Origin of the sequence: Agromyces ramosus (genome assembly GCF_004216665.1) — a bacterium.
Lineage (GTDB): Bacteria > Actinomycetota > Actinomycetes > Actinomycetales > Microbacteriaceae > Agromyces > Agromyces ramosus.
This window is the reverse complement of the sequence record NZ_SGWY01000001.1, coordinates 452,007-475,037: the sequence shown is the minus strand read 5'-3', so window position 1 is coordinate 475,037 and position 23,031 is coordinate 452,007. Positions and strand designations below refer to the sequence as shown.

General features: G+C 72.0%; 21 protein-coding genes and 1 pseudogene. 8 read left to right on the top strand and 14 right to left on the bottom strand.

What is annotated here, in order from left to right; translation table 11 throughout:
- The first annotated feature begins 85 nt into the window (after window positions 1-85).
- Window positions 86-802 (top strand): alpha/beta fold hydrolase, encoded by a 717-nt coding sequence (locus EV187_RS02170; protein WP_130351392.1) that lies wholly within the window; start codon window positions 86-88, stop codon window positions 800-802.
- A gap of 18 nt (window positions 803-820) precedes the next feature.
- Here EV187_RS02170 and hpaD read toward each other — a convergent pair whose 3' ends face one another.
- From hpaD to EV187_RS18260, 8 genes and pseudogenes are all read right to left on the bottom strand, one after another.
- Window positions 821-1,942 carry a 3,4-dihydroxyphenylacetate 2,3-dioxygenase gene (hpaD, locus tag EV187_RS02165; protein WP_130351391.1) on the bottom strand — a complete coding sequence of 374 codons (1,122 nt, stop codon included), beginning with the start codon at window positions 1,940-1,942 and terminating at the stop codon, window positions 821-823.
- Window positions 1,943-2,012: 70 nt separating this feature from the next.
- On the bottom strand, window positions 2,013-3,506 hold the full coding sequence (gene hpaE / locus EV187_RS02160; RefSeq protein WP_130351390.1) for a 5-carboxymethyl-2-hydroxymuconate semialdehyde dehydrogenase: 1,494 nt from the start codon (window positions 3,504-3,506) through the stop codon (window positions 2,013-2,015).
- Window positions 3,507-3,535: 29 nt separating this feature from the next.
- Window positions 3,536-4,279: a GntR family transcriptional regulator gene (locus tag EV187_RS02155; protein WP_130351389.1), complete on the bottom strand. Its 744-nt coding sequence runs from the start codon at window positions 4,277-4,279 to the stop codon at window positions 3,536-3,538.
- Window positions 4,276-5,769 carry a fumarylacetoacetate hydrolase family protein gene (locus EV187_RS02150; protein ID WP_130351388.1) on the bottom strand — a complete coding sequence of 498 codons (1,494 nt, stop codon included), beginning with the start codon at window positions 5,767-5,769 and terminating at the stop codon, window positions 4,276-4,278. The genes EV187_RS02155 and EV187_RS02150 overlap by 4 nt, the downstream gene beginning before the upstream one ends.
- 66 nt (window positions 5,770-5,835) lie before the next feature.
- Complete coding sequence (locus tag EV187_RS02145; protein WP_130351387.1) at window positions 5,836-6,663, bottom strand: HpcH/HpaI aldolase family protein; 828 nt, start codon at window positions 6,661-6,663, stop codon at window positions 5,836-5,838.
- The gene (gene hpaH, locus EV187_RS02140) at window positions 6,648-7,433 is read right to left on the bottom strand and encodes a 2-oxo-hept-4-ene-1,7-dioate hydratase (protein ID WP_130351386.1); all 786 of its coding nucleotides are present in this window, start codon (window positions 7,431-7,433) and stop codon (window positions 6,648-6,650) included. Before hpaH ends, EV187_RS02145 begins: the two co-directional genes overlap by 16 nt.
- 96 nt (window positions 7,434-7,529) lie before the next feature.
- A pseudogene (locus EV187_RS02135) lies at window positions 7,530-9,169 on the bottom strand (thiamine pyrophosphate-binding protein).
- A gap of 168 nt (window positions 9,170-9,337) precedes the next feature.
- Window positions 9,338-9,502 carry a DUF2207 domain-containing protein gene (locus tag EV187_RS18260; RefSeq protein WP_165391071.1) on the bottom strand — a complete coding sequence of 55 codons (165 nt, stop codon included), beginning with the start codon at window positions 9,500-9,502 and terminating at the stop codon, window positions 9,338-9,340.
- A gap of 162 nt (window positions 9,503-9,664) precedes the next feature.
- Here EV187_RS18260 and EV187_RS02130 point away from each other — a divergent pair, with 162 nt between their 5' ends.
- From EV187_RS02130 to EV187_RS02115, 4 genes are all read left to right on the top strand, one after another.
- Window positions 9,665-9,973, top strand: a complete 309-nt coding sequence (locus EV187_RS02130) for a hypothetical protein (RefSeq protein ID WP_130351385.1) — start codon at window positions 9,665-9,667, stop codon at window positions 9,971-9,973.
- Between the two features lie 198 nt (window positions 9,974-10,171).
- Window positions 10,172-11,677, top strand: coding sequence for a glyceraldehyde-3-phosphate dehydrogenase (locus tag EV187_RS02125; RefSeq protein WP_130351384.1), 1,506 nt, complete (start codon window positions 10,172-10,174; stop codon window positions 11,675-11,677).
- Window positions 11,678-11,721: 44 nt separating this feature from the next.
- Window positions 11,722-12,897, top strand: a complete 1,176-nt coding sequence (locus EV187_RS02120; RefSeq protein ID WP_130351383.1) for a thiolase family protein — start codon at window positions 11,722-11,724, stop codon at window positions 12,895-12,897.
- Between the two features lie 131 nt (window positions 12,898-13,028).
- Window positions 13,029-13,817, top strand: a complete 789-nt coding sequence (locus EV187_RS02115) for an SDR family NAD(P)-dependent oxidoreductase (RefSeq protein ID WP_130351382.1) — start codon at window positions 13,029-13,031, stop codon at window positions 13,815-13,817.
- Between the two features lie 33 nt (window positions 13,818-13,850).
- On the opposite strand, the gene EV187_RS02110 is transcribed toward EV187_RS02115, so the two are convergent.
- The 3 genes from EV187_RS02110 to EV187_RS02100 all read right to left on the bottom strand — a co-directional run bounded on the left by EV187_RS02110 (window position 13,851) and on the right by EV187_RS02100 (window position 16,731).
- Entirely contained in the window at window positions 13,851-14,828 is a 978-nt protein-coding gene (locus tag EV187_RS02110; RefSeq protein WP_130351381.1) for a permease prefix domain 1-containing protein, read from the bottom strand.
- Window positions 14,825-15,166, bottom strand: a complete 342-nt coding sequence (locus EV187_RS02105) for a PadR family transcriptional regulator (RefSeq protein WP_130351380.1) — start codon at window positions 15,164-15,166, stop codon at window positions 14,825-14,827. The genes EV187_RS02110 and EV187_RS02105 overlap by 4 nt, the downstream gene beginning before the upstream one ends.
- Before the next feature lie 122 nt (window positions 15,167-15,288).
- Window positions 15,289-16,731 carry a helix-turn-helix domain-containing protein gene (locus tag EV187_RS02100; RefSeq protein ID WP_130351379.1) on the bottom strand — a complete coding sequence of 481 codons (1,443 nt, stop codon included), beginning with the start codon at window positions 16,729-16,731 and terminating at the stop codon, window positions 15,289-15,291.
- 128 nt (window positions 16,732-16,859) lie between these two features.
- Here EV187_RS02100 and EV187_RS02095 point away from each other — a divergent pair, with 128 nt between their 5' ends.
- The 3 genes from EV187_RS02095 to EV187_RS02085 all read left to right on the top strand — a co-directional run bounded on the left by EV187_RS02095 (window position 16,860) and on the right by EV187_RS02085 (window position 19,501).
- Entirely contained in the window at window positions 16,860-18,722 is a 1,863-nt protein-coding gene (locus EV187_RS02095) for a phosphoenolpyruvate carboxykinase (GTP) (RefSeq protein ID WP_130351378.1), read from the top strand.
- Window positions 18,723-18,888: 166 nt separating this feature from the next.
- Window positions 18,889-19,263, top strand: coding sequence for a DUF1622 domain-containing protein (locus EV187_RS02090; protein ID WP_130351377.1), 375 nt, complete (start codon window positions 18,889-18,891; stop codon window positions 19,261-19,263).
- A gap of 40 nt (window positions 19,264-19,303) precedes the next feature.
- Complete coding sequence (locus EV187_RS02085) at window positions 19,304-19,501, top strand: hypothetical protein (RefSeq protein ID WP_130351376.1); 198 nt, start codon at window positions 19,304-19,306, stop codon at window positions 19,499-19,501.
- Here the strand turns inward: EV187_RS02085 and EV187_RS02080 are convergent.
- The 3 genes from EV187_RS02080 to EV187_RS02070 form a co-directional block, all read right to left on the bottom strand.
- Window positions 19,498-20,013: a 2'-5' RNA ligase family protein gene (locus EV187_RS02080; protein WP_130351375.1), complete on the bottom strand. Its 516-nt coding sequence runs from the start codon at window positions 20,011-20,013 to the stop codon at window positions 19,498-19,500. The genes EV187_RS02085 and EV187_RS02080 overlap by 4 nt on opposite strands.
- A 43-nt stretch (window positions 20,014-20,056) precedes the next feature.
- Window positions 20,057-20,884, bottom strand: coding sequence for a hypothetical protein (locus EV187_RS02075; protein ID WP_130351374.1), 828 nt, complete (start codon window positions 20,882-20,884; stop codon window positions 20,057-20,059).
- A 178-nt stretch (window positions 20,885-21,062) separates the two neighbouring features.
- Window positions 21,063-22,952 carry an ABC transporter ATP-binding protein gene (locus EV187_RS02070; RefSeq protein ID WP_130351373.1) on the bottom strand — a complete coding sequence of 630 codons (1,890 nt, stop codon included), beginning with the start codon at window positions 22,950-22,952 and terminating at the stop codon, window positions 21,063-21,065.
- Window positions 22,953-23,031 lie beyond the last annotated feature (79 nt).

Genomic DNA, 23,031 nt, shown 5'->3' with positions numbered 1-23,031 from the left:
GGCGGGCAGCGACCAGGTCCCCACCTTGCACGCGGAGGGCCCCGATGGGGTGCTCGTCGCATTCCGGGTCCACCGGGGATCCGAGGTGGACGACGCCCGACCTCCCGTGCTGCTCGTGCACGGGTTCGCCTCCAACGCCGCCGTCACCTGGGAGGGGACCGGCTGGGTCCGCGCCCTGCAGGACGCGCACCGGTCGGCCATCGACGTCGACCTGCGCGGGCACGGCGACAGCGACAAGCCCGTCGACGCCGACGCGTACGCGCCCGAGCGGCTCGGCCGGGACCTCATCGCCGTGCTCGATTCCGCGGGCGCCGACGTGGTCGACGTGGTCGGCTACTCGATGGGCAACCGGGTCGTGTCCGCACTCGCCGAGCTCGCGCCCGAGCGGGTGCGCCGTGTCGTGATCGGGGGAGCGGGCCCCGACGAGCTGTTCGCCACCTGGGACCTCGACGACGCGCGGGCCGTGCTGCTCCGCGACGAGCCGGCGCGCAACCCCGTCATCGAGCAGGTGCTCCGGCCGGCGATCACGGCCGGCGCCGACCGGGAGGCGCTGCTCGCGTGCATCGAGGGCGTCTCGGGGGCCCCGCTCGTGATCCCCGGCGACATCCCGACGCTGTTCGTCGCCGGCGAGGCCGATCCCGTCCCCCGAGGGGCGCGGGAGCTCGCCCTCGAGTGGGGTGCCGACTTCGTGTCCATCCCGGGGCGCGACCACGTCTCGACGCTCACGTCCCGCGGGTTCAAGGACGCCGCGATCGCGTTCCTCGACGATGCCGCTCCGCCGCAGGAGGCCACGACGACGTGATGACGCCCGGTGCGGGGCTCAGAGCGTGTTGCCGAGCTTGAACCCCTGCGCCTCGTCGCCCTTGCGCGTGTACGAGAACCCGTCGGCCCCGATCGTCACCTCCATCTCGGAGTCATCGGTGCGGTGGGTGAGCGGCTGCGGGTCGCCGTCGAGGTCGAGCACCGTCGACGCCTCGGTGTACCAGCTCGGCACGACCGGGTTCCCCCACCAGTCGCGTCGCTGGTTGTCGTGCACGTCCCACGTCACCACGGGGTTGTCGGGGTCGCCCGTGTAGTAGTCCTGCGTGTAGATCTCGACGCGGTGGCCGTCGGGGTCGCGCAGGTAGAGGTAGAACGCGTTCGAGACGCCGTGCCGGCCCGGTCCCCGCTCGATCACGTCCGACATCCGCAGGGCACCGAGCTTGTCGCAGATCGCGATGATGTTGTGCTTCTCGTGCGTCGCGAACGCCACGTGGTGCATGCGCGGGCCGTCGCCGCCCGTCATCGCCGTGTCGTGCACGGTGGGCTTGCGGCGCATCCACGCGGCATAGGTCGTGCCCGCCTCGTCCTGGATGTCCTCCGTCACCCGGAAGCCGAGGTCCTCCATGTACCTCACGGCGCGAGGCACGTCGGGCGTGACCTGGTTGAAGTGGTCGAGGCGCACGATGGCGCCGGGGGTGTACAGGTCGTAGCGCCACGCGAGGCGCTCCACGTGCTGCACGTCGTGGAAGAACTCGTACGGGAAGCCGAGGGGGTCCTCGACGCGCACCGAGTCGCCGATGCCACGGGTGAAGCCCTCGGCGCGGCGCTCGACGCGGCATCCGAGCTCGGTGTAGAACGCCACGGCCCGGTCGAGGTCCTCGGGCGTGCGCACGCGATAGCTGAACGCGGCCACGGCCGCCGCCGGGCCCGTGCGCAGCACCAGGTTGTGGTGGATGAACTCCTCGAGGGAGCGGAGGTAGACGGCGTCGTCGTCCTCCTCGGTCACGACGAGTCCGAGCACGTCGACGTAGAAGGCGCGCGAGGCGGCCAGGTCGGTGACCACCAGCTCCATGTACGCGCAGCGAACGATGTCGGGCGGCGTCGCGGCGGGCGTCGGGATCGGGTCCGTCGGGGCGGGGATCGGGTCGGTGTCGGTGACGACGGGCTCGGGGATATGCATGTCGGCTTCCTTGCTGCGAGTGGTTCGGTCGTGGGGTCGTCGAGCGGATGCCGCGGGGCGGCGGCCTCCCTCAGTGCGTGCCGAAGCGGGGCGAGTGCGCCTCGTTCAGCGTGATGTGCACCGCCTGCTGGTCGGTGTAGAAGTCGATGGATCGGTACCCGCCCTCGTGTCCGAGGCCCGAGGCCTTGACGCCGCCGAAGGGGGTGCGCAGGTCGCGCACGTTGTTGGAGTTCAGCCACACCATGCCCGCCTCGACCGCCTGCGAGAAGTTGTGGGCGCGCTTGAGGTCGTTGGTCCAGATGTAGGCGGCGAGGCCGTACTTCACGCCGTTGGCGAGGGCGAGCGCCTCATCGTCGGTGTCGAACGGGGTGATCGCGACGACCGGGCCGAAGATCTCCTCCTGGAAGATGCGGGCGTCGGGCGCGACATCCGCGAAGACGGTGGGCGCGACGTAGTTGCCCGTCTCGAGCCCGTGGGGTCGGCCGCCGCCGGCGACGAGGCGTCCTTCGCCCTTGCCGATCTCGACGTAGGACATGACCTTCTCGTAGTGCTCGGGGTGCACGAGGGCACCGACCTCGGTCTTCGGGTCGTGGGGGTCGCCGACCACGATGTGCTCCGCGCGCTCGGCGTAGCGGGCGACGAAGTCGTCGTAGATCGCGCGCTCGACGAGGATGCGGCTGCCCGCCGTGCAGCGCTCGCCGTTGAGCGAGAACACGCCGAACACGGTCGCGTCGAGCGCCTGCTCGAGGTCGGCGTCGGCGAACACGACGGCCGGACTCTTGCCCCCGAGCTCCATCGAGAGGCCCTTCAGGAACGGCGCGGCGTTCGCGAAGATGAGCTGGCCGGTGCGGCTCTCGCCCGTGAAGGAGATGAGGGGAACGTCGGGGTGCTTCACGAGCGCGTCGCCGGCCTCTTCTCCGAGTCCGTTGACGAGGTTGAAGACGCCGGCCGGCACGCCGGCCTCGTGGAAGATGTCGGCCCAGAGCGAGGCAGAGAGCGGGGTGAACTCGGCGGGCTTCAGCACGACGGTGTTGCCGGTGGCGAGCGCCGGCGCGAGCTTCCACGACTCGAGCATGAAGGGGGTGTTCCACGGCGTGATGAGGCCGGCGACCCCGATCGGCTTGCGGTTCACGTAGTTCACCTGGCGGCCGGGGACCTTGTAGGTGTCGTCGCGCTGGGCCACGATCAGGTCGGCGAAGAACCGGAAGTTCTCGGCGGCGCGCTGGGCCTGCCCGAGTGCCTGCGTGATGGGCAGGCCGGTGTCGAACGTCTCGAGCTCGGCGAGGCGGGCGTCCTGCGCCTCGACGAGGTCGGCGATGCGGTGCAGGATGCGGGCGCGGGCGCGGGGGAGCATCCGCGGCCACGGCCCCTCGGTGAAGGCGCGACGGGCGGCGGCGACGGCAAGATCGATGTCCGCCTGCTGGCCGGCCGCGGCCTGGACGTAGGTCTCGTTCGAGACGGGGTCGAGCACGTCGAAGCTCTCGCCGCCGACCGAGTCGACGGACTTCCCGTCGATGTGGTGGCGGATGCGGTCGGGGAGCCCGGAGGGGATGTGATGCGTCATGTGCGTGCCTTCGTGTCGGTCGGTCGTGGTCAGGCGCGGGCCGCGGCGGCGCCGGCGCCGGCGGCCGGGGTGCGTCGCGTCGCGGCATCCGTCGGCGTCGTCGGTCGGTGCTGCGCCTGGTAGGCGAGCATGGCGTCGAGGGTGGCCGTGCGGTGGCGGCGGGCGGCGAGCTCGATCTCGAGCGGGGCGGCGCCGGCCTCGATGAGGTCGACGATGGCGTCGTGCTCCGCCACCGACTCGCGTGCGCGGCCGGGCACGAAGCTGAACGACGAGTCGCGCAGCATCCGCATGCGGTTCCAGCCCCGGTGCACGAGGTCGAGGATGTGCGGGTTCGGGCACTCCTCGAACAGCACCGAGTGGAACTCGAGGTTGAGCTCGGTGAAGCGGTGCGGGTCGAAGTCGTCGAGCGTGCGCCGCATCCGCTCGTTGAGCTCGCGTGCGCGATCGAGCTGCGCGGGCGCGAGGTACGGCGCCGAGAGCGCGGTGGCCGCGCCCTCGACGATCGAGAGGGTCTGCATGGTGTGCAGGTACTCGGTCTCCTTGATGAGCGCGACCTGGGCGCCCACGTTGCGCTCGAAGGTCACGAGGCCCTCGGCCTCGAGCCGGCGGATCGCCTCGCGCACCGGCACGACCGACACGTCGAGCTCCTTCGCGATCTGGCCGAGCACGAGCCGGTATCCCGGCACGTAGCGGCCGTCGTCGATGCGCTCGCGGATGAAGCCGTAGGCCCGCTGCGACTTGCTCTCGAGGCGGGTCGGCTGCCCGGCGCTCATCGCGGCTCCCCGCCACTCGGGGCCTCGGCGTCGGGGCCGCCGGCTCGGTCGGCCTCGTACCTGGCGCGCCATTCGGCGTTCATCGGGAACAGGCCGTCGACGGATGCCCCTGCCGCGACCTGCTCGGCCACCCACGCGTCCTCGGCCTCCTGCGCGGCCGCCTCGCGGGCCACCTCCCACGCGACGGCCGGCGGGATCACGATCACGCCGTCGCCGTCGCCCACGATGACGTCGCCGGGCTCCACCGCGGCGCCGCCGCACGAGATCGCGACGTCGGTCTCCCACGGGACGTGCCGGCGCCCGAGCACCGAGGGGTGCGGGCCCTGCGAGAAGGTGGGGATGTCGAGCGCGGCGACCACGTCGAAGTCGCGCGTGCCGCCGTCGGTGACGATGCCCGCGGCACCACGGACCTGGGCGCGCAGGGCGAGCACGTCGCCGACCGTGCCCGTGCCGCGCTCCCCGCGGGCGTCGATCACGAGCACCTCGCCCGGGCCGACGGTGTCGAAGGCCAGCTTCTGGGCGTTGTGGCCGCCGCCCTTCCGGGCGAACAGGTCGGGTCGGAAGGGGATGAACCGGAGGGTGCGGGCGCGGCCGACCATCCGGCTGCCGGGCCGGTTGGCGTGCACGCCCTCGAGGAAGACGTCGGTGTAGCCGCGCTTGCGCAGCTGCACGCTGAGCGTCGCGACGCCGACGGAGCCGAGCAGGTCGCGCAGGTCGTCGGTCAGCTCGAAGGCGCCCTCGGGCTCCGCGAGCCCGGCGGCACGGGCGTCGCCCCACGCCTCGATGCGCTGGCGGTCGTCGACCTCGGGGGCCGACCCGAAGTCGCCGAACGGCACGTCGCCCGCGGTGATGGTCGTCACGAGGCGGCCGGAGCTCGGCGCCCCCGCGGCATCCGGTGCATCCACCTCGACCTCGACGACGTCCCCGGGCACGACGACCGAGGAACCGGCGGGCGTGCCGGTGAGGATGACGTCGCCCGTCTCGAGCGTCATGAGCTGCGAGAGGTCGGCGACGAGTCGGCCGAACGGGAAGAGGAGCGTGTCGCTCGTATCCTCCTGCACCAGCTCGCCGTTGACCCAGGCGCGCACGCGCAGGCCGGCGGGGTCGACCGAGGTCGCGTCGATGAGCGCGGGCCCGAGCGGCGTGAAGCCGTCGCCGCCCTTCGACCGGACATTGGAGCCCTTGTCGGCACCGCGCAGGTCGTAGAGGCCGAAGTCGTTCGCCGCGGTGACCGACGCCACGTGCGTCCAGCCGTCGGCGGGCGAGACGCGACGCGCGGGTTCGCCGATGACGATCGCGATCTCGCCCTCGAACGCGAGCAGCTCGGTGCCGGCCGGGCGTTCGAGCGTCGATCCGGATGCCGCGATCGACGAGGAGGGCTTCAGGAAGTAGCTCGGCTGGGCCGGCGTGCGCCCGCGCTGCGCCGCGCGGGAGGGGTAGTTGAGATGCACGGCGATGATCTTGCCGGGGGTGCGGCCGGAGCTGGTCATGGACATCCTCGTCGTTCGGTATCTGAAATCATATACGATCTGCCGACCGCGCCAGAGGGCGGCGAGTCAGTACTCCGGCCGCGCGGCCGCCTCGGCCGCAGGGGTCGCCGATCCGTCGCCGACGAACCGGTCGGCGAGCGCCTCGGACGCCCGGGCGAGCAGCGCCACGTCGGCCCCGACGAGCACGAATGCCGCGCCGGCGGCGAGGTAGCGCTCCGCGGCCGCGGGATCGAAGGCGTTGACGCCGGCGGGCTTGCCGGCCTCGACCGCGGCGCGGATCGAGCGCAGCACCGCCTCGACCACGTCGGAGTGGTCCTGCCTGCCGAGGTGCCCCATCGAGGCGGCGAGGTCGGCGGGACCGACGAGGATCCCGTCGACGCCGTCGACGGCGACGATCTCGGCCACCCGCTCGACGGCGGCCGCGGACTCGATCTGCACGAAGAGCGAGATCGAGCTCGAGGCATCCGCGAGGTACCCGGGCACCCGGTTCCAGCGCGAGGAACGCGCGAGCGCACTGCCCACGCCGCGCACGCCCAGCGGCGGGTACCGCACCGCACGCACGACCCCGGCCGCCTGCTCGGGGGAGTCGACCATCGGCACGAGGAGGTTCTGCACGCCGAGGTCGAGGTACTGCTTGATGACGACCGTGTCGCCGAACGGCGGACGCACGAGCGGCGCCACCGGGTACGCGGCCACGGCATGCAGCTGGGCGAGGATCGACTCGGGTCCGTTCGGCGAGTGCTCGGCGTCGATGAGCACGATGTCGAGGCCGCTGCCTGCGGCGATCTCGGCGTTCACCGCGCTGCCCGAGCAGACCCACATGCCGGCGAGCGGGCGATCGGATGCCGCGAGCCGCGCCGCGAGCGTCGGGGGGAGGGTCATTCGAACCGGCATGTCACCGTTCCCAACTCGCGGTAGTCCGCGTGCACCGTGTCGCCGCGCTCGACCCACATCGGGCGCGTGAAGGATCCGGCGAGGATGATCTCGCCGGCCTCGAGGGCCTGCCCGTGCCGGGCGAGCTTGTTCGCGAGCCAGGCGACGCCCATCGCCGGGTGGCCGAGCACCGCGGCGGCCACGCCGGACTCCTCGATCACCTGGTTGCGCGACAGCAGCGCCGGCACCCAGCGCAGGTCGACGGCGTCGGGCTTCACGGGCGTGCCGCCGATGACCATCGCGCCCATCGCGGCGTTGTCCGAGATGGTGTCGACGATCGTGCGGCCTTCGAGCTCGATGTGCGAGTTGAGGATCTCGAGGGCCGGCACGACGTAGGAGGTGGCATCGAGCACGTCGAAGAGGGTGACCTCCGGACCGACGAGCCGCTCTCGGAGCACGAACGCGAGCTCCACCTCGATGCGCACGTTCGAGAACCGGTCGAACTCGACGGATGCCCCGGACTCGATCACCATGTCGTCGAAGATCACGCCGTAGTCGGGCTCGGTGATGCCGGTCGCGACCTGCATGACCTTCGACGTGAGCCCGATCTTGCGGCCCACGAGCCGACGGCCGGCGGCGATGCCGCGGTCGGTCCACTCGCGCTGCACGGCATACGCGTCCTCGATGGTCATGCCCGGGTTGCGGGCGGTGAGGAGCGGGACCGTGGTGCGCGCGCGGTCGGCGTCGGCGAGCTCGTCGGCGATCGCCGCGATACGGGAGGGATCGAGCACGGGAGCTCCACTTCGTCGTCGGAATGCTGGTGCCGATCGTATACGATTTCGCCGCCAGTCGCCGAGGTCGTGCTCCCGTCGGCGTTCGAGGTGCGATCAGCGCGCATTCACGGCGATGATCTCGTGCTGGTACGGCGCGATGACCGTGCCCGAGATGCGGCAGTCGAGCAGCAGGAAGCGCCGGGACGCCACGGGCTCGTCAGCCCATTCCGCGACCCGGTCGAGGTCGGGGAGCTCGCGCACGACCACGCCCTCCGCGCCGACGGCCGCGGCGAGTCCCGCGAAGTCGGCCTCGGGGATGCGCATGGGCGCCTCGGCGTAGCCTTGGAGTCCGTAGAGGTGCACCTCGGCGCCGTAGGCCGCGTCGTTCCAGACCACGGCGATCCCGCGCCCGCCGGCCGCTCGCACGGCGCTCTCGAGGTCGGCCAGGGCCATGAGCCCGCCCCCGTCGCCGGTCGTCAGCACGATCGTCGCGTCGGGCCTCGCGGCGGCCGCGCCGGGCACGCTCGGCAGGCCGAGCCCGATCGACTGGAACGCCGTGCCGACCATGAGCATGCGGTCGGGCGCCGCGACGGGCCAGTGGGTGTTGGCCCAGCCGATGAAGTGGCCGCCGTCGGAGACGACGACGCGGTCGTGCGGCAGCAGTTCGGCGAGGCGGGCCGCGACGCTGCGCGGATCGAGCCGGCCGTCGGCCGCGATGCCGTCGCCCGCCTCGCGCGCGCGCAACGGCGCGACGTCGATCGACTCCCGCCATCCGCCGGGCGCGGCGTCGATCGCGGCGAGGCGGTCGGCGATCCCGGATGCCGCGAGGCGTGCGTCGCCCGCCACGAACCGCGTCACCGCGGCATGCGTCGGGCCCGCGCCGACGTCGACCTGCACGACCTGCGTGTCCTTCGCGAACAACCCGCCGAACCGCATCGTGAACTGGTTGAGGGAGGCGCCGAAGACCACCGCGACGTCCGCATCGTGCACGAGTCGCATGGCGGACTCCTGTCCGAATCCGCCGGCGACGCCGAGGTCGAACGCGGCGTCGGGGAAGATCCCGCGCGCGAGCGCCGTCGTCGCGGTGACGGCGCCGGTCGCGGCGGCGAGCCGGCCGAGCGCATCGCCGGCACCCGACAGCCACGCGCCGCGACCGGCGACGAGCAGTGGACGCACTGCCCCGGCCAGCAGCCGCGCGACGGCGTCGAGCTCGGCGGCGTCGGCGGGAGGGCCGCGGGCGCGGTGATCGCGACCGGCGAGGTGAGTGCGCCGGCGTCGGCCGTGGCGAGGTCGTAGGGGATGGCGAGCACCACGGCCGTGCGGTGCGCCAGCGCGTGCTCGATCGCGTGCGACGTGGTCGCGGCGGCATCCGCTCGGTCGACGGCGAAGGTCGTGGCGCCCGCCGCCGCCGCCATCGCGACCTGGTCGACGTCCCACGGGCGCGGGCCGCCGGTCGGCGCGTCGCCGACGACGAGGACCAGCGGGATTCGGGCCCGCACCGCCTCGGCCAGCGGCGTGAGCGTGTTCGTGAAGCCCGCGCCGTACGTCGCGGTCGCCGCGGCGAGACGGCCGGAGGCGCGGTGGAACGCGTCGGCGGCGGCGACCGCCCCGGCCTCGCGCCGCATCGCGGTGTAGTGCGCGCGCGTCGCGTCGAGGGCGTCGAGGAACGCGGCGTTGCCGTTGCCCATCACGCCGAAGACGTGATCGACATGGGCGGAGAGGGTGTGCGCGACGTGCGCGGAGACGGAGGCCATGGCGGGGTCCATTTCGAGACGGTGACGGATCTGGATTCCGTATGTGTCTCGCCGACCCCCGGCGCGTGGCCGGCTTCGTGCCCTTTTTTCGAGCACCGGCGCCCACGCGCGCCTGGACGGGACGAGTCTACGTCCCTCCGGGCGCGCGTGTCGCGGGAGGGAGCGCGGTCAGGCCCGGCGGCTGCCCGTCAGCATGCGCACCAGCCAGATGATCACGGCGAGCACGAGGAGGACGATGCCCACCCAGAGGAGGAAGTTCAGCGACTGCACGAACCCGCCCGTGAACAACAGGATGACGGCGATGATGGCGACGACGATCAGGAGGATGTTCATCATGGTCCCTTCCGGACTGGTCGATCCGGGCCGTCGCAGCGATTCGTGCGACGTCGATCGAGCTCAGGGCCACCCGACCACAGTTTCGCGGCCGTGTCGAGGGGTTTCCACGGCGGTTCGCAGTATGCATCGGCGCGGCCAGGACACGGCAGAATGGGTCGGGTGAAGACGACCCAGCTGCGCAGGTACACGCTCGTCGACGGAGAGTACGACGCGTTCGTCGCCTGGTGGCGGGGAGCGATGCCCGCGGTGCGCCCGCCGGCGGGGTTCACGATCGAGTTCGCCTACGGCCTCCGCGAGTCGAACGAGTTCGTCTGGGCCGTGAGCACGCCGGGCGATCGCGAGGAGTTCGCCCGCCTCGAGACGGCCTACCTGGCCTCCGACGCGCGCGCGGCGGTGTTCGCGGGCGTGCCGCAGCGGGTCGCCGTGTACGACATCCGCTTCGTCGACGACGAGCCCACGGCGGGCTGACCCCGCCCGGGCCACGGGCGCCGGCGCGTCCAGTGCCGTGCCGCCCGCAGGCCGTCGCGTACAGGCGACGTTCCGGGGGCGGCGCGTAGGATCGAGGCATCCCCCGGAAGACACGTGGTCGACGCTGCCCACCGGCAGGCGCGGCCCGAGCATGACACGGCGACGTCGCCCACGCGCGCGAGCCGGAGAAGGAAGACCGTGAGCCACGAGTTCGACGCCCGACGTGCGGAATGGATCGCCCGAGAGGAGCTCGCCGAGCGGATGATCCCGCTCATCGGCGGCCTCTACCGAGACCACGGGGTGGTGACCTCCATCCACGGCCGGCGGCTCATCAACCGCTCGGCGATCGCCCTGGTGAAGGCGCACCGCTTCGCGCGGCAGGCCGGTGAGGAGGAGCTGCCCCTCGCGGACACGATCCGGGTCCTCGAGGCGCTGCGCGAGATCGGCCCGGGTCCGGCGTCGATCGACGTCGCCCGGCTCGTCGCGCGCCACCGCGAGTCCGGGGCCGACGGCGAGCGGATGCCGCTCGTCGAGTTCCTCCGGGCCGAGCTCGCGCCCGTGCTGGTCGACCTCGACGCGCCCGCGGCATCCGGCACCGACGTCGTGCTCTACGGCTTCGGACGCATCGGGCGCCTGCTCGCGCGCATCCTCATCGCGCACACGGGTGGCGGACAGGGGCTGCGCCTGCGCGCCATCGTGGTGCGCAGGGGCTCGGCGAACGACCTCGTCAAGCGTGCGAGCCTGCTGCGCCGCGACTCGGTGCACGGGCCCTTCGCCGGCACGATCGAGGTCGACGAGGAGGCGAACACCATCCTCGCCAACGGCACGCTCATCCAGGTGATCTACGCGGACGACCCGGCGTCGATCGACTACACCGCCTACGGCATCCGTGACGCCCTCGTGGTCGACAACACCGGGCGCTGGCGCGACGCGGAGGGGCTCTCGCAGCACCTCCGCTCGACCGGCGTCGCCCGCGTGCTCCTCACCGCACCCGGGAAGGGCGCGATCAAGAACATCGTGCACGGCATCAACCACGACGACATCGCCGCATCCGACCGCATCCTCTCGGCGGCCTCGTGCACGACGAACGCGATCACACCCGTGCTGAAGGCCGTCGACGACGCGTACGGGGTGGTGCGCGGCCATGTCGAGACGGTCCACTCGTTCACGAACGACCAGAACCTCATCGACAACTTCCACGCGGGCGATCGCCGCGGCCGCTCCGCCGCGCTGAACATGGTGATCACCGAGACCGGTGCCGCGAAGGCCGTCGCGAAGGCGCTGCCCGGGTTCGCGGGCAAGCTCACCGGCAGTGCCATCCGCGTGCCCACGCCCGACGTGTCGCTCGCGATCCTCAACCTGCAGCTCGAGCGCCCGGCCACCAGGGCCGACCTCAACCGCTACCTGCGCCGGGTGTCACTCACCTCGCCGCTGCGCCAGCAGGTGGACTACATCGAATCGCCCGAGGTCGTCTCGACGGACTTCGTGGGCTCGAATCGCGCGGGCATCGTCGACGGGCTCGCCACGATCGCCGACGGCACCGACGCCGTGCTCTACGTCTGGTACGACAACGAGTACGGCTACAGCTGCCAGGTGGTGCGGGTCATCGAGGCGATGGCGGGCTCGCACCCGGTCGTGCTGCCCGAGCGCGAGCCCGTGCTGCTCGAGCGCGTGCCGGCGTCATCCGCCGCCCGGGTGGGCTGAGCGCGCGGCACCGGTGGCCTCGCAACCGTCCTAGGCTGGATCGCATGAGCACCGAAGCCGTCATCGTCGACGTCATCCGCACGCCCGTCGGGCGCGGCAAGCCCGGGGGCATCCTCTCCGGCGTGCATCCCGTCGACCTGCTGGCCGGGGTGCTCGACGCGCTCGTGTCCCGCAACGACCTCGACCCCGGGCTCCTCGACGACGTGATCGGCGGATGCGTCAGCCAGATCGGCGAGCAGAGCTACAACGTCACGCGCAACGCCGTGCTCGCCGCGGGGTTCCCCGAGACCGTGCCCGGCACGACCATCGACCGGCAGTGCGGATCGAGCCAGCAGGCCGCCACGTTCGCCGCCCAGGCGGTGCTCGCGGGCCACGCCGACATCGTCATCGCGTGCGGCGTCGAGTCGATGAGCCGCGTGCCGCTCGGTTCGAGCGCGGCCGGTGCCGACCCCTACGGGTCGCGCGTGCGGGCGCGCTACCCCGAGGGGCTCGTCAACCAGGGCGTCTCGGCCGAGCTGATCACCGCGAGATGGGGCTTCTCGCGCGAGGAGCTCGACGAGTTCGCGGCGCGGTCGCACCGCCTCGCCGCCGAGGCGGGGGAGTCCGGCGCCTTCGCGACCGAGGTCGTGCCCGTGCCGGGGGTCGACGCGCTCGTCGACGAGACGGTGCGACCGGGCACCTCGGTCGAGTCGCTCGCCGGCCTCAACCCGGCGTTCCGCACCGATCCGCTCGCGGAGCGGTTCCCCGACCTCGACTGGCGCATCACGCCCGGCAACTCGTCGCCGCTGACCGACGGGGCCTCCGCCGCACTCATCATGAGCGCCGAGGCGGCCGAGCAGCTCGGGCTCGAGCCGCGCGCGCGGTTCCGCTCGTTCTCGGTCGTCGGCAGCGATCCGCTGTACATGCTCACTGGCGTCATCCCGGCCACCGCGAAGGTGCTCGAGCGGGCCGGGCTCACCCACGACGACATCGACGCCTACGAGGTCAACGAGGCGTTCGCGTCCGTGCCCCTCGCCTGGCTCGCCGACACCGGCGCCGATGCCGCGAAGTTGAACCCGCGGGGCGGCGCCATCGCCCTCGGCCACGCGCTCGGCTCGAGCGGCACGCGCCTGCTCACGACCCTCGTGAACCAGCTCGAGGCCACCGGCGGACGCTACGGACTCCAGACGATGTGCGAGGGCGGCGGCATGGCCAACGCCACGATCATCGAACGCCTCTAGCCCGGGCGCCGTCGCTCCGCACGCCCCCGCGTCGCCGAGATGGCGCCGGTTGCCGCATCGGGGCAGGCGATTCCGACCAGGGGTGGACCCTCGACCCGAGACCGCCCGACTCGACCACGAAAGGACACCACATGGAACTCGACGGCGCCTCCGCGATCGTCACCGGCGGGGCCTCGGGCCTCGGCCGAGCCACCGCCCGCGCACTCGTCGACGGCGGGGCATCCGTCGTGCTCGTCGACCTGCCGGGCCCGCGCGGCGAGGAGGCCGCGGCCGAGCTCGGCGATCGCGCGCGTTTCGTGGCGGCGGATGTCGCGAACGAGGCGGAGGTGCAGGCGGCGGTCGACGCGGCATCCGCCCTCGCACCCCTGCGCGTCGCCGTGAACTGCGCCGGCATCGTCACCGCGAACCGCACGGTCGGACGCGACGGCCCCGCGCCGCTCGAGGCCTTCGAGCGCACCATCCGCGTGAACCTCATCGGCACCTTCAACGTGACCCGCCTCGCCGCAGCCGCGATGGCCGCGACCGACCCCGTGAGCGCCGGCGTGCCCGGCGGGCCTGCGACGCCCGAGCGGGGCGTCATCGTGAGCACCGCGTCGGTCGCCGCGTTCGACGGGCAGATCGGGCAGGCCGCCTACTCGGCGTCGAAGGCGGCGGTCGCCGGGATGACCCTGCCGATCGCGCGCGACCTGTCGAAGCTCCTCATCCGGGTCGTCACCATCGCCCCCGGTATCTTCGAGACCCCGATGATGGCCGGCATGCCCGACGACGTGCGGGCGTCGCTCGAGGCGCAGGTGCCGCACCCGTCGCGACTCGGCCACCCGGCCGAGTACGCGGCGCTCGTGCGCTCGATCATCGCGAATCCGATGCTCAACGGCGAGGTCATCCGCCTCGACGGCGCGATCCGGATGCAGCCGAAGTAGCCGCATCCGGATCGGGTCGGGCCGTCGCGGCCGTCAGATCCGCCCGAGCGTCGGCATCGCCCCCGCGCGGCTGCCGCGCACCGTCTTGATGACGCCGTCGATCACGTCCCACACGGCGACGCCGATCACGACCACGACCACGATCGGCACGATCACGTCGCCCGCATCGCCCCACGGCCAGCCCATCACGTCGAGCGCCTCGGGGTTGATCAGCTGACCCGTCGTGAAGAGCCATACCGCCGGCACGACGAACGCCACGTTGAGCACCAGGTTCGCGGCGACGAGCCACCAGTTCCAGCCCCAAACGTAGATGGCGACCGCGAACAGCATCTCGAGCACGATGAGCACGAGGAAGTACGGGATCCAGAAGCTCCACAGCCCCGGGTCGAGCAGCGGGGTGGTCTCGAGCGCGCCGACCCAGGGGAGTCCGAAGTGCTGCCAGACGATCACGAGGGCGAAGAGGCCGAGGAACACGAGCGAGCCGATGAGCTCCCCGCGCCGGCCGGGTCGGCTGAGCTCGGGCAGGGCCGGGAGCATGTCGGGCGTCCAGGCGAGATCGGCGGCGCCCTTGCCCGGCGAGCGCTCGAGCAGCGCGAACACGAGCGTGGTCCAGAACCCGAGGTTCACGGCGATCGAGAGGCCCACCCCGATGGCGTTGCCGATGGCATCGCCGACACCGTCGCCGGAGAGGAGCTGCGCCAGGAGGACCGCGCCGACCGAGATCGGCAGCACGACCGAGTAGAGCAGCTTCAGCAGGCGCCACCAGACGAGGTAGTAGCGCGGCCCGATGAGCTGCAGCGGCCGATCGACGTAGCTCGCGGCGAGGGCGGCCGGATCGCCGAGCTCGACGAGGGCCATGCGCTCTGCGTCGGCGGGTGCACGCCCGGTCTCGACGAGGGCGTCGGTCGCGTCGCCGATGCGCTCGCGCAGTTCGCGTTCGAACTCCGCGCGCTGCGCCTCGGGCAGGGTGCGGGCGGCGGCCCACACGTAGCGATCGGTCAGGGTGGTCATCGGTCGTCTCCTGTCGTGAGTCGTGCGAGGGCGTCGTCGATGCGACGCCAGTCGGTCGTGAGCACCTCGGCGAGCGCCTCGCCGGCCGGGCTCGTGCGGTAGAACTTGCGGGGCCTGGCCTCCTCGGTGTTCCACTCGCTCACGAGGAGGCCCTGCTTCTCGAGGCGGCGGAGGAGGGGGTAGAGCGTGTTCGCGTCGACGATGATGCCGAGCGAGTTCAGCGACTCGAGCAGCGCGTACCCGTAGTCGGGCTGTCGGAGGCGCACGAGGCATGCGAGCACCACGGTGCCGCGTCGCAGCTCCTGGATGTGTCCGGCCGTCGTCTCATCGTCGATCATGGTCCACACGATACTGTGTGACACACACTAATGCAAGATAAACATCGATGCGTCTACCGCACTGATGCGCGCGACCATGTCCCGGTCCGGTCGGGGCGCCCACTCCCGGTCGGCCTGCGCTGCTAGTGGTCGGCGTGCGTCTCGAGGAACGCGTAGACCTCGGCATCGTCGACGCCCGGGAACGTGCCCGACGGCAGCGGCGACAGCACGTGCGCGTGCAGGCGCGCGCTCGGCCAGGCCTGTCCCGCCCAGCGCTCGGCGAGTCCGTCCGGCGCCCGGCGGCAGCACGACTCGTCGGGGCACGTCGACGCCGCCCGCAGCGTGGTCTCCCGCCCGCGGAACCACTTCGCCTGCGCGAACGGGACGCCGACGGTGATCGAGAACTCCGCGGCATCCGTGCGCCCGGTCTGCGTGGCGCACCAGAACGTGCCGGCGGGCGTATCGGTGTACTGGTAGTTCTCGGTGGTGCGGTTCGTGTGCTCGAAGGCGGTGCGAGCGCTCCACTTCTTGCAGACCCACTGACCCTCGATCGAACCGGTGACGTCGGTGGGCAGCACGAGCCCGTCGTTCTCGTAGCCCTTCAGCAGGGCCCCGTCGCCCGCCACCCGAAGGAAGTGCAGCGTCATGTCGAGGTGGCTCGTGGCCAGGTTCGTGAACCGCAGCGCCGCCGCCTCGTGGGTCACGCCGAAGGCGTCGCGGAAGTCCTCGATCGCGAGTCGCTTCTCCTTCTTGGCCTGCTGCAGGAACGCGACGGATGCCTCCTGCGGCATCAGGCAGGCGGCCGCGAAGTAGTTGATCTCGAGCCGCTGCCAGAGGAACTCGTCGTAGCTCGCCGGGGGAGTGTGCCCGAGGAGCCGGTGCGCCATGGCCTGGAGCGCCATCGACCGCAGGCCGTGTCCGCCGGGGATCGACGCCGGCGGGAGGTAGATGCGCCCGTTCGCGAGGTCGGTGATCGAACGCGTGGAGTCGGGGAGGTCGTTGACGTAGATGAGCTGGAAGCCCAGGCGCTCGGCCATGACGCTCACCTCGCGGTGGGTGAGCGCCCCCGTGCGGTGACCGGAAGCGCGCACCTGCTCCTCGGCGAGCTGCTCGATGTCGGGGAGGTGGTTGTCCTGCTCGCGCATGCGCTCGCGGAGGTCGGTGTTCGCGCGTCGGGCCTCCTCGGGCGTCGCGATGGCCTCGCTCGCCCGGCGCTGCAGCTCCCGGTGCAGCCCGACGATCGCCTCGAGCGTCTCGTCGGTGATGCCGCGCCCGGGACGGATCGCGGGAAGGCCCATGCTCGCGTAGAGCGGGCTCGACTGGGCGCGGCCGAGCTCGAGCTCGAGCGCCGCCCGGCGGCTCGGCGCCTCGCGGGCCAGGAGGTCGGCGAGCTCGACCCCCAGCGCTGCCGCGAGCGCGTCGAGCGTCGAGAGCTTCGGCTCGCGCTTGCCGTTCTCGATGAGGGAGAGCTGGCTGCCGGCGAGGCCGACCGCGTCGCCCAGCTGGTCGAGCGTCAGGCCTCGCTCGGCGCGGAAATGGCGGATGCGGTGGCCGAGTGTGGCGAGGTCTGGGGTGCCGGCTTTCATCGCTTAAGGATAGCGAAAGATCTCACATTCTTAACAGTGGAAATGGCTGAATGGATGCCGCAATCCGTCGCATCCTTGAAGTACGAACCCATCCGGCCGCTGGTCGGGAACCCACGAAAGGGACGACGATGACGATCTCCGAGTTCTCAGTCGGAACTTCTGGCTCCGACACGTCCGGACACGCGCAGCACGGCACGACGGATCCCGCCCTGCGCGCGTGGGTCGACGAGATCGCGGCGCTCGCCAAGCCCGACGAGATCGTCTGGTGCGACGGGTCGAAGCACGAGGCCGACCTCCTGACGAAGCAGCTCGTGGCCGAGGGCAAGCTCATCAAGCTCAACCCGGAGTGGCGGCCCAACAGCTACCTGGCCCGCACCGACCCGAGCGACGTCGCCCGCGTCGAGGACCGCACGTTCATCTGCTCGACGTACGAGGAGGACGCCGGCCCGACGAACAACTGGCGCGACCCGCGTGAGATGCGCGAGGAGCTCCTCGACGTCTTCGACGGCTCGATGAAGGGCCGCACGATGTACGTCGTGCCGTTCTCGATGGGTCCCCTCGGCGGCCCCATCTCGCAGCTCGGCGTCGAGATCACCGACTCGCCGTACGTCGTGCTGTCCATGGGCATCATGACCCGCATGGGCGAGTCGGTCTACCGACTCATCGAGGCCGGCGAGCCCTGGGTGCGCACGATCCACTCGGTCGGCTACCCGTTGGTCGACGGGGTGGGCCACCGGCGCGCCGAGGTCGACTGGCCCTGCAACGACACCAAGTACATCGTGCAGTTCCCCGACTCCCGCGAGGTCTGGTCGTACGGGTCGGGCTACGGCGGCAACGCGCTGCTGGCGAAGAAGTGCTTCGCCCTGCGCATCGCGAGCGTGATGGCCCGCGACGAGGGCTGGCTCGCCGAGCACATGCTGCTCATCAAGATCACCTCGCCGGAGGGCCGCGTCTACCACGTCGCGGCGGCGTTCCCGTCGGCCTGCGGCAAGACGAACCTCGCGATGCTCCGCCCGACGATCCCCGGCTGGACGGTGGAGACCATCGGCGACGACATCGCGTGGATGCGCCCCGGCGACGACGGCCGCCTCTACGCGATCAACCCCGAGGCCGGCTTCTTCGGCGTCGCGCCGGGCACCGGCGAGACCACGAACCCGACGGCCGTGCAGACCCTGTGGGGCAACACGATCTTCACCAACGTGGCGCTGCGCCCCGATGGGGACGTGTGGTGGGAGGGCCTCACCGACCAGCCGCCGGCCGAGCTGACCGACTGGGAGGGCAACCACTGGACGCCCGACTCGGGCCGACCGGCCGCGCACCCGAACTCGCGCTTCACGGTCGCCGCCGCCCAGTGCCCGCAGATCTCCGACGACTGGGACGCGCACGACGGCGTGCCGATCGACGCGATCCTCTTCGGCGGCCGCCGGGCCACCAACGTCCCGCTCGTCGCCGAGGCGCGCAGCTGGAAGCACGGCGTCTTCATGGGCGCGACGATCTCGTCGGAGCAGACCGCTGCCGCGGAGGGCACCGTCGGCGAGCTGCGCCGCGACCCGTTCGCCATGCTGCCGTTCTGCGGCTACAACATGGCCGACTACTGGGGCCACTGGGTGAAGATGGGCCGGATCCTCGGCGCGAACGCGCCGAAGATCTTCCAGGTGAACTGGTTCCGCAAGGGCTCCGACGGCTCGTTCCTCTGGCCCGGGTTCGGCGAGAACTCCCGCGTGCTCGAGTGGATCGTCGGGCGCATCGAGGGCGACGCCGACGCGGTCGAGACGCCGATCGGGCTGCTTCCGGCACCCGACTCGCTCGACCTCGACGGCCTCGAGATCACGGATGCCGCGCTCGAGCACCTCTTCGACGTGGACACCGACTCGTGGCTCGCCGAGTGCGACCTCACCGAGGAGTACTTCGCCCAGTTCGGCGACCGGGTGCCGGCGGCCCTGAAGGCCGAGCTGTCGAGCCTGCGCTACCACCTGCAGCACCAGGGGTAGCAGGGACTCCAGGGCGGGGGCGCGCACGGGAAGGCGCGCCCCGGCCCTCGTGCGCGTCTGCCGCTGCGCCGGCGATCGCGCCGCTCGCGCGGTTCACGGGGTCTGCGGCAGGTCGCACGGCGGTCGTCGGCCCGCGCCGCTAGCGTGTCCCGCAGAGGGGAGCGCGATGGAGTTCGGCGAGGTCATCTCCACGGTCGGCGAGGTCGTCGATCTGCTGGGCGTCGTCGCGATCGTGCTCGGCGTCTCGTACGCCGTGGTCGATGCCGCGCTCCGCGGCGTCCGTCGGATCCATCCGATCTACACCCGCTTCCGCCGGGTGCTCGGGCGGGCCATCCTGCTCGGGCTCGAGCTCCTCGTGGCCGCCGACATCATCAAGACCGTCGCCGTCACACCGACGCTCGAGTCGGTCGCCGTGCTCGCGATCATCGTGCTCATCCGGACGTTCCTCAGCTGGTCGCTCGAGCTCGAGATCTCGGGGCGCTGGCCCTGGCAGAAGCGAGCTGAGACGGTCGACGACCCGGCGTCGGCCGACGCGCTCTGAGCGCGTTGCCGCACCCCCTGGAGGGGCGTATCGTTCGGCCATGGAATGGTGGCCGACAGCGCTCATCCTGGTCGGCGGGCTCGTCGTCCTCGGCGTGGTGCTCGGCATGCGGATCCGTCGGGACCGGTCCGCCGGCACCGAGGGTCCCGACGTGTTCGAGGACCCCGGCACGCGTCAGGCGGAGCGTGGGCGCGACGATCCCGACATCCGGGTGTGGGGTGCCGGAGGGCCGGGCTAGCGCCGCGAAGTCGCGGCGTCGGGTGCAGCTCCGGATGACGCGCCGAGCCGCCACGCGGCTACGACGCGCCGGTGGTGACCGCCCTTCGGCGGGCGCATGTCGATGAGCGCGACCGTCTCGAGCTCGACCCGGTCGCCCGGGCGGATCCGCCCGTGCTGCTTGCGGGTCACGTGCGGCTGGAAGTCGAGGCGCGGCTGCACGTCGACACCCCCCCGCTGCAGGGCCGCGAGCGTGCGCGAGCGCAGGGCGGTGAGCTCCCCTCCGTCTCGCACCAGGGTGACCGGCACGTCGCGGCGGCGTCCGAACATGGCCTCGTCGCCGGCGGCGGCGTGGATCACCGACGCGACGGACCCGATGCCCTCGACCTCGTCGAGCAGTCGTGCGACGTCGTCGGCCGTGAGCGCGGTGGGGAACGGCTCGACCAGCGTGACGTGCAGCGGCCATTGCGCGACCGTGAACTCGTCGCCTGCGGCGAGCGGCACGAGCGGCAGCACGACGACGAAGCGCGCCATCCGGCGATTCTAGCCGGGGGGCGCTGCGTCAGACCGGGCGGGTTCAGGCCACGGTGTGCGGCTCGTCGAGCCGGCCCATGAGTCGCAGCATCGCGGCCGGCGCGTACCGGAACTCGACGGTGCCGCTCGCGCCGGGCTCCGACGGCCCGATCCAGGTGCTCGAGCCCTCGTGCACTCGCACCCAGCCCTGGTCGAAGAGCAGGTCCGTGCCGATCACGAACGCCATGGCCGGGGTGTCGCCCTGCCGCACGGCGATCGAGCCCTCGAACACCTGCGACGCCGAGGCGTCCTGGTCCTCGCGGGCCTGCACGCCGACGAGCGGGCGGGCGATCGGGGTCGCGAAGCCCGCGGTCTGGAAGGGGCTCGCCTTCGCGGCATCCGCCACGATGCCGAAGTTCACGCTCGTCGAGACGAGGCTCATCGAGGCCTGTCCGTCGAGCACGAGGCGGCTCGACACGCGGAAGCGGTAGTAGAGGCGCCCGGCGTCGCGCGCCGGCGGCAGCACGGCGACGCTCGCCCAGTTGCGCGACCAGTTGAGCGGGCCGCCCTCGCGGTTCGGCGGGTCGTAGAGGCTGGCGGTGATGCGCACGGCGCCGTCGGCGTGGGTCGGCGCCGCCCGCAGCGCGCTGCGTCCGCGGTCGCTCTCGGGCATCTCGTCGCGCACCGCCGTGAAGGCCGGCAGTCGCTGCGGCTCCCAGTGGCGCAGCCAGCCCTGGATGCCCGCCTGGATGCGGTCGAAGGAGTCGCCGAGGCCGCTTCGCGACGCGTTCGCCTCGCCGTCGGCCGCATTCGGCAGGTCGTCGATGAGCTCGACGGGCAGCTCGTCGATGCGGGAGAGATCGCGTGCGCTGGAGACGGTCGCGATGGTCATGGTGGTCCTCCGTGGGGGAATGGGCTCGGGGCACCCTGAACCGGATGCGGAACCCACGCTACGGAGGATGCCGCGCCGCTCCATCCCGGCTAGCCCCCAAACCGCCCCGGGGTTTTCCCTGAGCCGGTTCCGTCTCGATCGGGCTGAGGTAGCGCTCGGCTCCGTCGACTCAGGGCGCTCAGACCAGCAGCTGGTGCGCGGCGAGGTCGCGGTACAGCGGCACGGATGCCACGAGCTCGGCGTGGGTGCCCTCGCCGATCACGCGCCCGTCCTCGACCACGACGATGCGGTCGGAGTCGATGACCGTCGAGAGGCGGTGCGCGATGACGATGAGCGTTCGGCCGGCCGAGACGGCGTCGATGGCCTCGCGCATCATGCGCTCGTTCAGTCCGTCGAGCGACGACGTCGACTCGTCGAGCAGCAGGATCGGCGGGGCCGACAGCAGCGCACGACCGATCGCGAGTCGCTGGCGCTCGCCGCCCGAGAGCATGATGCCGTCCTCGCCCACGGCGGCGTCGAGTCCCGCCGGGTCGCGGTCGAGCACGCCGCCGAGGTTGACCGCGCGCAGCACGGCCTCGCACTCGGCGTCGGTCGCGTCGGGGCTGCCGAGCTTCAGGTTGTCGCGCAGGGTTCCGGCCAGCACGGGAGCGTCCTGCTCGACGTACCCGATCTGCGCCCGGAGCTCGCGGCGGTCGAGCGAGCGCAGGTCGAGGCCGCCCATGCGCACCGCGCCGACGCTCGGATCGTAGAAGCGCTCGACGAGGGCGAGGATCGTCGACTTGCCCGCGCCCGAAGGGCCGACCAGCGCGATCCGCTGTCCGCGCGGCACCCGGAAGGAGACGCCGCGCAGCACCGGTTGACGCGCCGTGACGTCGGGTTCGGGCAGGTGCTCGTCGGGGGACTCGTTGCCGGGATCGGCCGGATCCTGCCGGGTGGCCGCGTAGGCGAAGTGCACATCGTCGAACTCGATCGCCGCGGCATCCGGGAGCACGCCGTCGTTCGCCTCGCCCACCATCAGTGCGAGCGGGGCGAGTTGACGATCGTGGGCGTCCTCGTCGGGCAGGTCGAGGATCTCCTGGATGCGGCCGAGCGCCCCGAGCGCGAGGTTCACCGACGTGATCGCCCCGAACGCCTGGCCGAGCGGCAGGATCATCATGAACAGGAAGAGGATGAACGCCACGAGGTTCGCCACGGTGATGGCGCCCGATGCGACGCGGTAGCCGCCGACGCCGAGCACCACCAGGAACGACACCTGCATCGCGATGCCGGCGATCGGCACGATGAGCGCGGAGATCTTCGCGACCTTCACGCCCATCTGCCAGGCGCCCTCGGCCTCGGTGTCGACGGTGCGGATCTCGCGTTCGGTGGCGCCCGCGGCGCGGATGGTGCGCACGGCGCTGATCGCGCGCTCGACGGAGGCGGCGACGTCGCCCACCTTCTCCTGCGCCTGGTGCGACGCCTCGCGCACCCGCCGCGAGAGGAGCGTGACGGTCGTGATCGCGATCGCGATCACGAGCACCGTGAGTCCGAGCAGCACGGCGTCGAGCACGAGCATCGCGATGAGGGCGCCGATGAAGGTGACGGCCCCGCCGATGGCCTCGACGAGACCCTGGGTCAGCACGGCCCGGAGCATCGTCGTGTCGCTGCCGACGCGTGAGACGAGGTCGCCCGTGCGGCGCGTGTCGAACTCCGCGATGGGCAGGCGCAGGAGCTTCGCGACCAGGCGCTTGCGACTCGACAGCACCACGCCCTCGCCGGTGCGCTGCAGCAGGTAGTGCTGGTAGCCCGAGATGATGCCGCTGACGATGACGAGCGCGATGAGGCCCCAGACGATCCAGCCGAGCGGCTGGCCGGCCTCGACGATCGTGATGACCTGCGCGACGAGGAGCGGTTGGGCCAGACTCGTGAGCGCCCCGACCACCGAGAGCACGGCGACCCAGATGAGCACGGGCCGGTGCTCGAAGAGGAATGGGAGCAGCTGGCGGAACGTCGCTCGGGGGCCGGTCGCCGCCTTCCCGCCACGGGAGAAGGGACTGCGTCGGGTGGTCTGGGTCTGCGTGTCGCTCATGAGATCTTCCTGGTGGGCGCGGTGAGCGGATGCCGCATCCGCCCGATGCCTGCGCCGTCGCCGCCTTGCAGCATACGGG

Bases quoted from the DNA above. Each gene is read 5' to 3' on its own strand.
- hpaD (WP_130351391.1), bottom strand. From the start codon at position 1,942: ATGCATATCCCCGAGCCCGTCGTCACCGACACCGACCCGATCCCCGCC.
- hpaE (WP_130351390.1), bottom strand. From the start codon at position 3,506: ATGACGCATCACATCCCCTCCGGGCTCCCCGACCGCATCCGCCACCAC.
- EV187_RS02155 (WP_130351389.1), bottom strand. From the start codon at position 4,279: ATGAGCGCCGGGCAGCCGACCCGCCTCGAGAGCAAGTCGCAGCGGGCC.
- EV187_RS02150 (WP_130351388.1), bottom strand. From the start codon at position 5,769: ATGACCAGCTCCGGCCGCACCCCCGGCAAGATCATCGCCGTGCATCTC.
- EV187_RS02145 (WP_130351387.1), bottom strand. From the start codon at position 6,663: ATGCCGGTTCGAATGACCCTCCCCCCGACGCTCGCGGCGCGGCTCGCG.
- EV187_RS18260 (WP_165391071.1), bottom strand. From the start codon at position 9,502: ATGAACATCCTCCTGATCGTCGTCGCCATCATCGCCGTCATCCTGTTG.
- EV187_RS02120 (WP_130351383.1), top strand. From the start codon at position 11,722: ATGAGCACCGAAGCCGTCATCGTCGACGTCATCCGCACGCCCGTCGGG.
- EV187_RS02115 (WP_130351382.1), top strand. From the start codon at position 13,029: ATGGAACTCGACGGCGCCTCCGCGATCGTCACCGGCGGGGCCTCGGGC.
- EV187_RS02110 (WP_130351381.1), bottom strand. From the start codon at position 14,828: ATGACCACCCTGACCGATCGCTACGTGTGGGCCGCCGCCCGCACCCTG.
- EV187_RS02105 (WP_130351380.1), bottom strand. From the start codon at position 15,166: ATGATCGACGATGAGACGACGGCCGGACACATCCAGGAGCTGCGACGC.
- EV187_RS02100 (WP_130351379.1), bottom strand. From the start codon at position 16,731: ATGAAAGCCGGCACCCCAGACCTCGCCACACTCGGCCACCGCATCCGC.
- EV187_RS02095 (WP_130351378.1), top strand. From the start codon at position 16,860: ATGACGATCTCCGAGTTCTCAGTCGGAACTTCTGGCTCCGACACGTCC.
- EV187_RS02090 (WP_130351377.1), top strand. From the start codon at position 18,889: ATGGAGTTCGGCGAGGTCATCTCCACGGTCGGCGAGGTCGTCGATCTG.
- EV187_RS02085 (WP_130351376.1), top strand. From the start codon at position 19,304: ATGGAATGGTGGCCGACAGCGCTCATCCTGGTCGGCGGGCTCGTCGTC.
- EV187_RS02080 (WP_130351375.1), bottom strand. From the start codon at position 20,013: ATGGCGCGCTTCGTCGTCGTGCTGCCGCTCGTGCCGCTCGCCGCAGGC.
- EV187_RS02075 (WP_130351374.1), bottom strand. From the start codon at position 20,884: ATGACCATCGCGACCGTCTCCAGCGCACGCGATCTCTCCCGCATCGAC.
- EV187_RS02070 (WP_130351373.1), bottom strand. From the start codon at position 22,952: ATGAGCGACACGCAGACCCAGACCACCCGACGCAGTCCCTTCTCCCGT.